The organism is Patiriisocius sp. 208BN25-11, from assembly GCF_058147145.1.
In genome coordinates this window covers 499257-510726 of record NZ_JBYVJY010000001.1, presented here as the reverse complement: position 1 = coordinate 510726, position 11470 = coordinate 499257, and the positions used below count along the sequence as shown (strand labels likewise).

Genomic DNA, 11470 nt, shown 5'->3' with positions numbered 1-11470 from the left:
ATGTCAAGTCGTAATTTATAAATGGCGACTTTAGTAGTATTTTAATGCTTATTTTCAAACTACAATGCTGCGTTTAAATCACGCATTTTATATGTACTTTTAGCTAGTGAAAGAAAAGGAATTTGATATCATTATCGTGGGTGGCGGTGCTGCTGGGTTTTTTACTGCAATTAATGTTGCAGAAATGAATCCTAATGCGCGTACTGCTATTTTAGAGCGAGGAAAAGAAGTACTTACGAAGGTGAAAATTTCTGGAGGTGGAAGATGTAATGTTACCCATGCAGAGTTTGTACCAAATGAACTGAGTAAAAATTATCCTAGAGGTGAAAAAGAGTTACTCGGGCCCTTTCATTCCTTTATGACAGGAGACACATTGGCTTGGTTTGAAGAACGAGGTGTTGCCATTAAAATGGAAGAAGATGGCAGGATGTTTCCCAACACAGATAGTTCGCAAACCATTATTGATTGTTTTCTAACCGAAATTCAAAAACTGGGAATTTCAGTATTAAAAAGTCAGCCCGTTAAAGAAATTAAAAGAAGAGAAGAAGGTTGGTGTATTACATCGGCTTCGGAAATTTTCTTGGCTTCAAAATTGGTTCTTGCTACGGGGAGTAATCCTAAAATTTGGAAACTAGTACAAGGTTTAGGACATACCATCGTTTCACCGGTGCCTTCTTTATTTACCTTTAATATCAAAGATCAGCGTATTTCAGATTTGCCTGGTGTTTCTAAAGAAGTGAGTGTTCAAGTAATCGATTCAAATGGAAAAGTGGCTCTAGAAAGTGAAGGACCTTTGCTTATTACGCATTGGGGTATGAGTGGTCCTGCCATTTTAAAATTGTCTGCTTGGGGTGCTAGGGTACTTGAACAATTAGATTACAAGTTTACCATTCGTGTGAATTGGCTTTTATATGAAACCCAAGAGGCTCTCTTAGATGCCTTATTGTCTTTAAAATTAGCACATCCAAAACAGACGCTATATAAATACGCACAATTTGAATTACCCAAGCGTTTATGGCAAAGCCTCATGCAAGCCAGTGGTATTGATGCTAACGAAATCTGGGCAGATATCTCTAAAAAGAAATTACAAAATATTGCGCAGCAACTTTGCCAATCGTATTTTGAAGTAGATGGAAAAAGCACTTTTAAAGAGGAGTTTGTAACCGCTGGCGGAATTGCCCTAGAAGAGGTAAATTTTAAAACCTTTGAAAGCAAAAAACACCCTAGTCTTTATTTTGCTGGAGAGATTTTAAATATTGATGCCATTACGGGCGGATTTAATTTTCAGAATGCTTGGACGGGTGGTTACATGGTTGCCAACGCAATTACTAAAACGATATCGGTATGAAACTACTGATCTGTATATTGATACTTCAAGTAAGTTTCGCGCAGGAACTTAGCCAACACTATTTTAAAGAACGCGTGATTACCATTCATGCAGATGGTAATGAAACTAAAACTGCTCAAAAACAAATAGCTGCGTTCCTATCATTAGAAAAAGAAATGATCGATAGAAAGATCGTGCTCTATGATTGCTATGCAACTACCTGTGCTTATTATAATTTTTTTGAGAACCCACAACGTATTAAAGTAAAAGAAAGCGAACATGTTTTTGAAATTCGGTTATACGGTTTAGACGGTCAGATAAAATATGAGGCTAATCAATACACGGCTCCGCAAGAATTATTTGCCCTTATAGATAAAATGCCCATGCGTAGAAATGAAATGCGCAAAAGAATTAAAAAAGAAGGATATGAATAGGTATGTAGCCCTGTTGCGTGGTATTAATGTGAGTGGTGTTAAAAAATTTCCGAAGGTGGAACAATTACAAATGCTATCTGACTTATCATTTGAGAATCCTCAGGTCTATCTTCATACTGGAAATTGGGTGTTTGAATCGGCACTATCTGCCGAAGTCATAACAGAAAAAATTCAAGAAGCCATTCTTAAAAAATATGGTTGGGAAGTCCCTATTATTGTAAGAAAAGCTCTTGAATTGGAGGTGACTTTTAATACCTGTCCTTTTCCCGAGGAAACTAAAGAGAAAAGTTATTTTACCCTATTGGCAACAGTTCCATCTACTGAGGCAATTGCCAAACTTCAAGCCTATTCTTTCCCAGACGAGGAATATCATATTTTGGAACGATGTATCTATTTTTACCCAGCTAAAGGTGCTGGCAGAGCAAAAATGAACAATAATTTTTTTGAAAACAAGCTACAAGTTGCTGCCACCTCTCGTAATTACAAGACGATGGCAAAACTTGTGGAGCTACTAGCTTTTTAAAAATTTTTCAAAGAGGCCTATTTACGTATCTTTACAACTGCAAATAATAGGGGTTTACCTCTAGGAACTTTATATATGACCCATCAAGATTTTATTCCAAAAGCCTATTCTGAAACAATAAAAAACGGAAGTGTTTCCTGCCAATCTCCCAGCAATATCGCCTTGGTAAAGTACTGGGGCAAGTATGGAGAACAATTACCTCAAAATGCCTCTGTGAGTTTTACGCTTTCTCAATGTAGAACAGAAACAACATTGAATTATGAAAAGAAGGAAGGTGCAGGGTTTGATTTTGAAGTGTACTTAGATGGAAATCGAGAGGCAGGATTTGAGCCTAAAATCCAGAAATTTTTTGAACGTATTGAAGCCTATGTTCCTTTTATAAGAGACTATCAATTTACTATAAAGACACAAAACACCTTTCCGCATAGTAGTGGTATTGCAAGTTCTGCAAGTGGCATGTGTGCTTTGGCGGCTTGTTTGGTGGCACTAGAACAAAAACTAACAGCAACACCTTTGGCTTCAGAAGTTGTCAAAACCAAAACATCGTTTTTAGCGCGACTGGGCTCGGGAAGTGCTGCTAGAAGTCTTGACGGACCTTTGGTGGTTTGGGGAGCACATGCAGCCATAGAAGGCAGTAGCAACTTATTTGGTACGAGATACCCATTTGCCATACACGAACATTTCAGAAACTATCAAGACACTATTTTATTGGTAGATAAAGGAGAAAAACAAGTAAGTAGTACCGTTGGGCATGACTTGATGCATAACAATCCCTATGCACAAGAACGTTTTAAAGAAGCTAATGCAAATTTACAAAAGCTCATTCCTATTTTTGAACAAGGGGATTTAGACGCTTTCATTTCTTTAGTAGAAAGTGAAGCCTTACAATTACATGCCATGATGATGGCTAGCAAGCCTTACTTTATTTTGATGAAACCTAACACACTTGAGATACTAAACCGTATTTGGGAATATCGAAAAAATACGGGAAGCAAGCTTTGTTTCACGCTAGATGCAGGTGCTAATGTACATGTGTTATATCCAGAAGCCGAGAAAGAGACTGTACAATTATTTATCAAAAAAGAGCTCGCTACCTTCTGTAAAAATGGAGAGTACATCCATGACCAAGTTGGACTTGGCGCTTCGGAAATTTAATGCTGTACTACAAGTTTTTCTGTTTGTTTTTGTGCCTTGCTAGTTGCTTGGATAAAGTAAATGCCATTTGATAATGCACTAGTGTTTATCCTTGTTTTTTCTTCGGAAATATTCTGGGTTTGTAGTTGTTTTCCTGAACCATCTACAATGCTAAGGGTCACATTTTCAGAAAGCAGGTTGGGAGTCACTAAAATTTCCGCAGTACTTGACACAGGATTGCTAGTTAATTCGAATAGTGATGGGGTTTTCAATTCTTCAGTATGTAGTATAATTAATTCTAAAACTTCAAGCTGAATGGTATTCGTTTCGCAGTTCACATTAAATATTACAATCCAAGCTTCAATCCCGTCAGATGTCTTATAACTAATTTGCGTTGGTAAAGAACAGCTATCAATACCTTGTGAGGAAGTAAGAATATCAATGGTATAAAAAGCATCTAATTGGGACGCTTGGTTTTCAGATTGTATGATAATATCACCTTCAATAGTTGTATTGCCTAGAATCTGTATTTTATCATGGTCATTTTCGGTATTAATATCTATGGCTAGCGTTCCATTGTTAATATGAAATGTATTTACAAAACTAAGTGTGCCAATTTCATCTCCTCCAGGAGAAACGGTCCCTTCGTTGATGAAATCTCCAGTGATATCTAGCGTACCCGTTCCTTGAATAGTTCCAGTGCTAGTATTGTGTAGGGAAGATAGTGGCGATAAAAACAAGAGCGTTTCTTCTGTGTCGATATCAATAATGCCATCGTTTGTGAAATCTAGTATTACGTATGAATTACCAATGTTGGTACCATTATAACTTTTCTTAAACAGCCCAAAGTTGTTAAACTGTGTGTCTTCATCGTTGTTAACCAATCCAGAATTCCCGATGATTTCAAAAATAGCATCAGTAGTATTATTAATGGTCACTAGAGATAGGTTAAGAACGCCAGAATCTTGTATGATGATACTGTTATTATTGTTAATGATGACTTGTGTGATTTGTTTTTGGAGTGCTTCAGTAATTTTAATAAATCCTTCATTGTTAATCATCCCACCCGTAATATGACCGTTTTTAAGTTTTAAGTTAGCGACAGGTGAAATATCTAGGGTGCTCGTTAATTGCAAAAGATTGTTTAACTCAAGAATGGCTGCCCCCTCAAGTGTAATGGTGTTTGCAAAAGCATTTTGAGCTGTTACAATAGCTTCAAAACCATCTGGAATAACAACCGAACTTGTTGCATCGGGTACACTGTTGGCAGACCAATTGGCAGGATTGTGCCAATTACTATCTCCATTTACATTTAAAAAAGTATGTGTTTGCGCATTGATTAGAAAGGTGCAAACCAAAAAACTAAAAAGAAATACTGTTTTTTTCATAGCTAGATTGTTATGATAACTAAGATACAAAAAATCAAGTAATTAGGCTTTTGTGTTTTTGATGGTTTTTGGGAATTTCATAACATATAATTTATGGATTTCAGCTATCTTTGTATTTATTACGTATCTTTAATGATACAAATCTATCATTTATGAGAGGCCCTCTTTTCTACTCAAAAATATTACTCTTTGGAGAGTATGGTATCATCAAAGACTCCAAAGGTTTATCGATTCCTTATAACTTTTATAACGGCGCATTAAAAATGGATGAGCACCATACGGTGGCGACTACCAAATCTAATGATAGCCTAAAACGTTTTGCAGTGTATTTAGAGCAATTACAGAAAGACCAACCAGATTTGGTGGCTTTTGATGTTGCAACACTTCAAGAAGACGTAAGTGAAGGAATGTATTTTGACAGTAGTATTCCTCAAGGATATGGCGTAGGAAGTAGTGGGGCATTAGTTGCCGCTATTTATGATAAATACGCTACAGATAAAATCACTGTTCTTGAAAATTTAACTCGTGAAAAGCTACTGACCTTAAAAAATATTTTTGCGGCGATGGAGTCTTTTTTTCATGGAAAGTCTTCAGGTCTTGATCCTTTAAATAGTTACTTAAGCTTACCTATTTTAATTCATAGTAAAGAAGATATAGAAAGCGCCGATATTCCTTCTCAAACAACAGATGGAAAAGGAGCTGTGTTTTTATTAGACAGTGGTATCACTGGTGAAACTGCACCTATGGTCAACATCTTTATGGAAAATATGAAACAAGAAGGGTTTAGAAGTATGTTGAAGAATCAATTTGTAAAACATACCGATGCCTGTGTTCACGATTTCTTAAAAGGAGATGTAACATCACTCTTCGGAAATGTGAAGCAACTTTCAAAAGTGGTTCTTGATAACTTTAAACCTATGATTCCTCCAGCGTTTCATACCCTTTGGAAAAAAGGAATCGATACCAATGCGTATTACCTTAAATTATGTGGCTCTGGTGGCGGAGGTTACATGTTAGGTTTTACCGAAGATATCGATACAGCACGTGCTGCCTTAGAAGGACATAAACTAGAAGTTGTATATAACTTCTAACGCTTATTTCACACTATAATTTTTATGATGCTAAGCCGAAAGCAAAAACACATCTTGTTAAAGTTTTTCAGCTTATTCTCTGTAGTTCGTGGGTATAATATTTTAATTATTATCCTAGCACAGTATCTTACCTCCATCTATATTTTAGCACCTCACTTACCACTAGGGAAGGTGTTGTTCGATCTTAATTTATTGATGCTAGTGTTGGCTTCTGCAGCTGCCATTGCAGGTGGGTATATTATTAATAGTTTTTATGATAGTGAGAAAGATCTTATCAATAGGCCTAGAAAAACAATGTTAGACAGATTGGTGAGTCAGAACACAAAACTTTCTGGTTATTTTGTACTTAATTTCTTATCTGTGATTGCTGCTAGCTATGTTTCTTTTAGGGCAGTTGCTTTCTTTTCTATCTATATTTTTGCGATTTGGTTTTACTCTCACAAACTCAAGAAGTTTTTATTTGTGGGTAATATCACGGCAGCTATTTTGGCGGTAATCCCATTTTTTGCGGTGTTTATTTACTACCGAAATTTTAACAGCGTCATTTTTGTGCATGCTACCTTCTTATTCTTGCTTATTGCTATGCGAGAGCTCACAAAAGACCTTGAAAATATGAAGGGAGATTTAGCCCAAAATTATAAAACCATACCTGTTGTGTACGGAGTTCCTGTAGCCAAAAAGATGCTTAGCTTTTTAAGTGTTGCTACCTTAGTGCCTACGTGTTTGCTGCTTGCAAAATTTCCAATTGGCTATATGTCTTATTACTTTTATGGTAGCATTGCTGCGCTTATTATATTTGTTATCATACTTTGGAAATCTGTACAAAAAAAACATTACGTAGCATTACATAATATTTTAAAATTTATCATTGTAGTGGGTGTTTTTAGCATCGTGCTTATCAATGTAGATGTTGTATTGAGTCGGGTTTTTTAAAACATCTCTTGTCTTATAGAGCGGGTATTCAAAAACTCACTTAAAGCTACTTTATACATTTTTCTTGAGGGTTCTTTAGAAAAACTAGTTTCATGATAACCTCCAATAATGTATATATTCCCCTTGTGATAATGAAGTTTTGGGGCTACAATCATTAAGTCGATGCTATAAGACCTTAATTGTTTTGTATATATGTTGAAGGTGTAAAAAAAACCTTCATCATAAATGAATATGGTATCATTGTGATGCGTAATTCCTGGATTTGCTAATCTTTTAAAAAGGGTGGCCTCTTCTGTCCATTCTGTACTTTTCTCTAGGTTAAAACTTTCAATTTTTTTTAGAGATCGACCATTATGCCCACCTATAGTAAAAAGGGTATTGTCAATTAATACGCCTTGTGTTTCTTTTTTTATGCCTACTGCTGGGATGTCATACCAATAGCCATTGGAGGTGTTCAGAAAATGGGCATTTTCCATATACTCTTTATTTCCAATTCTGTTTATTTTTGTACTTCCTCCAAGTAAAATAATTTTATCATTATACGCAAAAGACATAGCGTTTACCGCATTATGAGGATTGCTAGAATCTATTACAATACGATTGTTTTTTAAATCTACTACTTCAATTGTAGTATCAACATACGTGTTATTTGGTGTCAAGCGTTTGCCACCAAAGATGTAACATACTTCACCAATATTGGTAACTGAATGATACGCCCTTTCTCTTAGTTTGATGGGAGCTATCTCCCAAGTGTTTTTAGCGATGTCAAAAATTTGTAGTTTATTAGAAAATTGAGTCCAAGGCTCATTGTTTTCATATCTTTTTATAAAATCTGTAAAAGTAACTCCTGGGATTCCAACGGTTTTTAATGATGCTTTTTTGCCACTGTTCTTTTCAAAAGATGCATCACCACCAAACACATATATTTTGTCGTTTAAAAGTAAGGAGGCAAATGAATGAGCCCCTTTGCTAAGTCCAGGAAGCTCACTAAAACTTAATTGTCTTTTTAGTTTTTTTTCAGTTTGAATGGCTACTTCATCGAGGGGTTCAATTACTTTTTGAAGGGAAATAACAGTGTCAGATTCCTGTATTACTGTGGTTTTTGAGGCATAGCCTAGAAAGGTGAATTCTACTATTTTAGTATTGATTTCAGGATCTATCGAGATTTCAAAAAAACCATTTGCATCTGTAAAAGTGGCAATTTTTGTATCTAAAAGAACAACATGTACATTTTGGATAGGACTTTTGGTAGTAGCGTCTATAACAATACCAGATATTGTCTGTGAAAAAATAGGATTAGTGAATAGACTAACTAATAGAAGTACGATAACTTCTTGGTAGTGTGAGATGGCTAATTTCATTTTTCTCTGAAACTAACATCTACCTTTGCTTTTTTAGTACTATCAAAATAAAGTTCATGTCCTTTGATAAGCACTATTTCTTTTGTTTCATTAGCACCAATTAAAACTGTTTTTATAATAGTTCCTTTTTTTTGTAATCGGATACTAAAAGGGGTCTCTCCTAGATTTTTCACAATGGCAATACTGTTTTTATCTCCAAAAGGATTTATAGCAGCATCTTGACCAACTCCCTTTCCAGAAATACACATACTTTGATTAGAATCTAACTCCAAAATGTTTGTTTGAGCAAATAAAGAAGGAGTGGCTAGGACTGATAATAATAGAACAAAAACTAAATTTTTCATAACGATTAACTTAATACACTCAAAGTTAGTGCATTGTTCTTATGTTCAATATGACTTTACTAAATATTTAACAGTTTAAATATTACATCATTTCTTTAAAAAAGCATTGTAAAATTTTAGCAAGTCTGGGTTAGCACTCAATCCTAATTTTTGTTTGGTGTTTTTTAGGTGTTCTCGTACGGTATGAATCGAAATAAAGAGGGTATCGGCAATTTTTTGATGCTTTTCTCCTTTACCTATCAACGTTAACACTTCTATTTCTCTTTTGGTGAGTAAGGAGTATTTGTCTACATTTTCTTTAATAAATTCATTCTCTTCAAGAATAGATTTAAAAGTTTTAATGGTGTTGGTAATCTCATTTGTTGGGCTACGAACTTCAAGAATTGCTTTTCCATTTTCACCCAAGCCTTTATAGATAATTTCAGTCTTTTTGTGCTCGGTTGGATCAAACAAAAACTCCCGGTCAAGCCAATCTTCAGCCTCTTTTCTGGTTGCAAAATGTTTTGGATTAAAGACACTGGGATTAGGAGCATCAAAAACACCCATGACTTCCATGTGTGTAAGTACATCTTGCCCAACAACAAAGGCAATGGGGTGGTATCCATCTTTGTCTTCTTTTACAAACCCTGCTTCAAATCTGGGTCTAAGAATGTTTTGTTCTACCCACAGTTTTGTGGAATCCTCAATTTTATAGGTGAAATTTTCTTGTAGCCAGATAATTTGAGTCGGATTTATCTTTTCAAGCGCAGCGAGGTACTCGAGTAATTCACTCTTAAAAGCATCTGCAGTTGTTGGTGGCGTTTTCCATGAATTTATAAATCTGTTATTCTCTTCTTCGAATTGTACTTTTAAGTAAGGGCCATCGTAGATGTTCATGCGGTATTGGGGCTTAGTGTTTTTAAATCATTTAAAATTGAGGAGGAGTTATATTGCATTAATGTTGGAATCAATACTCTTTAATATGTCCCCAATTTTCACCTGTTTTAATTCTATGCAATTGCATTTCTGAAACACCAAATTGCCTTGCGAGGATCTTTAAACGTGTTCTCCTATTTGGATCGTTTAATTTGCGTTTTAACAACATGACTTTAGTTTCAGTAAGTTTTGAATAGTTTATCCTAGGAGGTTGGTTAATGTAATCAGGATTGGTAAATTGATGGATTTCTTTTTCTCTTTTAGTAGCCCATTGCAAGTTTTTTAGGGAATTATCATTTTTATCATAATTCAAGTGAATTACATATATCTGGCCTTCTTTTTTTTCCAAGAAATGTTGGGCTAAGAGTTTGTGAAGATACCGTCTTGTTAAACGGTTGTTTGCTTTTTGTCTAACGTTAAAGCCTTTATAGCCATTACTGTCTGAAGACTTTATTAAAAAAGGTTTTTCGCCTTTACAATTAAGAATTCGACCAAAATTTGAGATTTGGTAATGTTCGTTTTCTGAAACTTTAGTGTCAAAAATAATAGGCTTCCATACCTCGTTTCTATAACTTCTAATCATGGGGGAGTTTTATACTTAAACTCCTAAAGATACTAGAATTAAACTAAGTTCCAAATTCTGTGTTTTACAACTAAGATGTTCTCAAAATTTTCTCCATCTTCCTTCCTCTAGCCAATTCTTCTATTAATTTGTCTAAATAGCGTGCTTGTCTGGTTAGTGGTGTATCTATGTCTTCAATTCTATAGCCACAAATCACACCCTTAATCAAATGTGCATTTTCATGCAGCGTTGCCTCTTCAAAAAAGGTTTTTATGGTTGCTTTTCTATCAATGAGTTCTTGGATCTTGGTGTTGTCAAAGCCGGTGAGCCAGGTTATTACTTGGTGTAATTCTTCCTTTGTTCGTCCTTTCTTTTCAACTTTGTGGACATAGTGAGGATATACAGATGCAAACGTGATAGCTGCTACTCTTGCATCGTGTTCTGGTGTAGTAGACATGAAGATAATTTTTAAATAGTTTTATAAAGATACTAGAAAAATGAAATTATGTTAATGTTTTAAAAAACAGCCATGCTTAGGTTTAATCTTTGTTTACATTCGTTAAACATTGTAACACATTCCATCATGAAATCTATTACGTTCAAACTAGTCTTACTTTCTTTTTTAATGCTTGTTTCTTTTACGCCAAACGTTCAAGAATTTCAAGGCAAAGCATATTATTTTTCAAAATCTAAAATGGAATTAGGGAATTGGGGAAAGGGTAGAAGCGAAGCCGAGCTAAAACAAGTACAAGCACGTTTAAAAAACAGACTAGAAAAAGTATATATTCTAGATTTTAACAAAACCGAATCTGTCTTTAACGAAGAAAAACAAATCGATGCTATGGCAGGTGCTACTGATACTTGGGGTAGCAACTTTTCAAGAGGAGAACAATACAAAAACATAAAAGATAGCAAATTGGTGCAAAGCCAAGAGTTCTACGGAAAGAAGTTTCTAGTAAAAGATGCCTTACATACTATTGACTGGAACTTAGAAAAAGAATCTAAAGTAATCGGGCAATACACGTGCTTTAAAGCCACAGCTGCGATTCCAGAAAACGAATTAACTTGGTACGACTTTTCGTGGGCCGAACTAAGAAGAACACCAGCTCCAGATGCATCCGATACTGCAACTAATGAAGAAGGAGAACCTGTCGCCGAAGTACCAACAGTAAACGTTGAAGCATGGTATACCTTACAAATCCCAGTAAGCCACGGCCCTGCAGAATACCACGGATTACCAGGTCTGATCCTTGAAGTTACTGCTGGAAACACAACCATGTTATGTTCTAAAGTAGTTATGAACCCAGAAGAGAAAATGGAAATTATAGCTCCAAAAAAAGGAAAAGAAATTACCAAAGCTGCCTATAAAGAAACCATCGTTGGTAAAATGATGGAAATGAGAAATAATAGAGGTAGAAGAAGAAACTAAATTTTATCATTACAGCCTTTTGCCGAAAA

General features: G+C 35.2%; 13 protein-coding genes. 7 read left to right on the top strand and 6 right to left on the bottom strand.

Annotated features, from left to right (window positions below; genetic code table 11):
* Positions 1 to 106: 106 nt before the first annotated feature.
* The 4 genes from ACY2RS_RS02375 to ACY2RS_RS02360 all read left to right on the top strand — a co-directional run bounded on the left by ACY2RS_RS02375 (position 107) and on the right by ACY2RS_RS02360 (position 3439).
* Complete coding sequence (locus ACY2RS_RS02375) at positions 107 to 1348, top strand: BaiN/RdsA family NAD(P)/FAD-dependent oxidoreductase (RefSeq protein ID WP_490096994.1); 1242 nt, start codon at positions 107 to 109, stop codon at positions 1346 to 1348.
* Positions 1345 to 1761: a DUF4174 domain-containing protein gene (locus tag ACY2RS_RS02370; RefSeq protein WP_490096993.1), complete on the top strand. Its 417-nt coding sequence runs from the start codon at positions 1345 to 1347 to the stop codon at positions 1759 to 1761. The genes ACY2RS_RS02375 and ACY2RS_RS02370 overlap by 4 nt, the downstream gene beginning before the upstream one ends.
* Positions 1754 to 2284 carry a DUF1697 domain-containing protein gene (locus ACY2RS_RS02365; RefSeq protein WP_490096992.1) on the top strand — a complete coding sequence of 177 codons (531 nt, stop codon included), beginning with the start codon at positions 1754 to 1756 and terminating at the stop codon, positions 2282 to 2284. The genes ACY2RS_RS02370 and ACY2RS_RS02365 overlap by 8 nt, the downstream gene beginning before the upstream one ends.
* A gap of 75 nt (positions 2285 to 2359) precedes the next feature.
* Positions 2360 to 3439 (top strand): diphosphomevalonate decarboxylase, encoded by a 1080-nt coding sequence (locus ACY2RS_RS02360; RefSeq protein ID WP_490096991.1) that lies wholly within the window; start codon positions 2360 to 2362, stop codon positions 3437 to 3439.
* Here the strand turns inward: ACY2RS_RS02360 and ACY2RS_RS02355 are convergent.
* Positions 3436 to 4806, bottom strand: coding sequence for a T9SS type A sorting domain-containing protein (locus tag ACY2RS_RS02355; protein ID WP_490096990.1), 1371 nt, complete (start codon positions 4804 to 4806; stop codon positions 3436 to 3438). The genes ACY2RS_RS02360 and ACY2RS_RS02355 overlap by 4 nt on opposite strands.
* A gap of 152 nt (positions 4807 to 4958) precedes the next feature.
* On the opposite strand from ACY2RS_RS02355, the gene ACY2RS_RS02350 reads away from it, so the two are divergent.
* Both ACY2RS_RS02350 and ACY2RS_RS02345 read left to right on the top strand, forming a co-directional pair.
* On the top strand, positions 4959 to 5897 hold the full coding sequence (locus ACY2RS_RS02350) for a mevalonate kinase family protein (protein WP_490096989.1): 939 nt from the start codon (positions 4959 to 4961) through the stop codon (positions 5895 to 5897).
* A gap of 27 nt (positions 5898 to 5924) precedes the next feature.
* Positions 5925 to 6830, top strand: coding sequence for a geranylgeranylglycerol-phosphate geranylgeranyltransferase (locus tag ACY2RS_RS02345; RefSeq protein WP_490097092.1), 906 nt, complete (start codon positions 5925 to 5927; stop codon positions 6828 to 6830).
* Here the strand turns inward: ACY2RS_RS02345 and ACY2RS_RS02340 are convergent.
* The 5 genes from ACY2RS_RS02340 to ACY2RS_RS02320 all read right to left on the bottom strand — a co-directional run bounded on the left by ACY2RS_RS02340 (position 6827) and on the right by ACY2RS_RS02320 (position 10469).
* On the bottom strand, positions 6827 to 8191 hold the full coding sequence (locus ACY2RS_RS02340; protein ID WP_490096988.1) for a Kelch repeat-containing protein: 1365 nt from the start codon (positions 8189 to 8191) through the stop codon (positions 6827 to 6829). The genes ACY2RS_RS02345 and ACY2RS_RS02340 overlap by 4 nt on opposite strands.
* Positions 8188 to 8535 (bottom strand): hypothetical protein, encoded by a 348-nt coding sequence (locus ACY2RS_RS02335; protein WP_490096987.1) that lies wholly within the window; start codon positions 8533 to 8535, stop codon positions 8188 to 8190. The genes ACY2RS_RS02340 and ACY2RS_RS02335 overlap by 4 nt, the downstream gene beginning before the upstream one ends.
* Positions 8536 to 8622: 87 nt before the next feature.
* The gene (locus ACY2RS_RS02330; RefSeq protein ID WP_490096986.1) at positions 8623 to 9411 is read right to left on the bottom strand and encodes a response regulator transcription factor; all 789 of its coding nucleotides are present in this window, start codon (positions 9409 to 9411) and stop codon (positions 8623 to 8625) included.
* 70 nt (positions 9412 to 9481) lie between these two features.
* On the bottom strand, positions 9482 to 10033 hold the full coding sequence (locus ACY2RS_RS02325; protein ID WP_490096985.1) for an NUMOD4 domain-containing protein: 552 nt from the start codon (positions 10031 to 10033) through the stop codon (positions 9482 to 9484).
* A gap of 70 nt (positions 10034 to 10103) precedes the next feature.
* Positions 10104 to 10469, bottom strand: a complete 366-nt coding sequence (locus ACY2RS_RS02320) for a DUF2200 domain-containing protein (protein WP_490096984.1) — start codon at positions 10467 to 10469, stop codon at positions 10104 to 10106.
* A 126-nt stretch (positions 10470 to 10595) separates the two neighbouring features.
* Here ACY2RS_RS02320 and ACY2RS_RS02315 point away from each other — a divergent pair, with 126 nt between their 5' ends.
* The gene (locus tag ACY2RS_RS02315; protein ID WP_490096983.1) at positions 10596 to 11441 is read left to right on the top strand and encodes a GLPGLI family protein; all 846 of its coding nucleotides are present in this window, start codon (positions 10596 to 10598) and stop codon (positions 11439 to 11441) included.
* The last annotated feature ends 29 nt before the right edge of the window (positions 11442 to 11470 follow it).

Coding starts and splice junctions, on each gene's coding strand:
- ACY2RS_RS02340 (WP_490096988.1), bottom strand. CDS start 8,191: ATGAAATTAGCCATCTCACACTACCAAGAAGTTATCGTACTTCTATTA.
- ACY2RS_RS02345 (WP_490097092.1), top strand. CDS start 5,925: ATGCTAAGCCGAAAGCAAAAACACATCTTGTTAAAGTTTTTCAGCTTA.
- ACY2RS_RS02315 (WP_490096983.1), top strand. CDS start 10,596: ATGAAATCTATTACGTTCAAACTAGTCTTACTTTCTTTTTTAATGCTT.
- ACY2RS_RS02325 (WP_490096985.1), bottom strand. CDS start 10,033: ATGATTAGAAGTTATAGAAACGAGGTATGGAAGCCTATTATTTTTGAC.
- ACY2RS_RS02370 (WP_490096993.1), top strand. CDS start 1,345: ATGAAACTACTGATCTGTATATTGATACTTCAAGTAAGTTTCGCGCAG.
- ACY2RS_RS02335 (WP_490096987.1), bottom strand. CDS start 8,535: ATGAAAAATTTAGTTTTTGTTCTATTATTATCAGTCCTAGCCACTCCT.
- ACY2RS_RS02320 (WP_490096984.1), bottom strand. CDS start 10,469: ATGTCTACTACACCAGAACACGATGCAAGAGTAGCAGCTATCACGTTT.
- ACY2RS_RS02350 (WP_490096989.1), top strand. CDS start 4,959: ATGAGAGGCCCTCTTTTCTACTCAAAAATATTACTCTTTGGAGAGTAT.
- ACY2RS_RS02365 (WP_490096992.1), top strand. CDS start 1,754: ATGAATAGGTATGTAGCCCTGTTGCGTGGTATTAATGTGAGTGGTGTT.
- ACY2RS_RS02330 (WP_490096986.1), bottom strand. CDS start 9,411: ATGAACATCTACGATGGCCCTTACTTAAAAGTACAATTCGAAGAAGAG.
- ACY2RS_RS02360 (WP_490096991.1), top strand. CDS start 2,360: ATGACCCATCAAGATTTTATTCCAAAAGCCTATTCTGAAACAATAAAA.
- ACY2RS_RS02355 (WP_490096990.1), bottom strand. CDS start 4,806: ATGAAAAAAACAGTATTTCTTTTTAGTTTTTTGGTTTGCACCTTTCTA.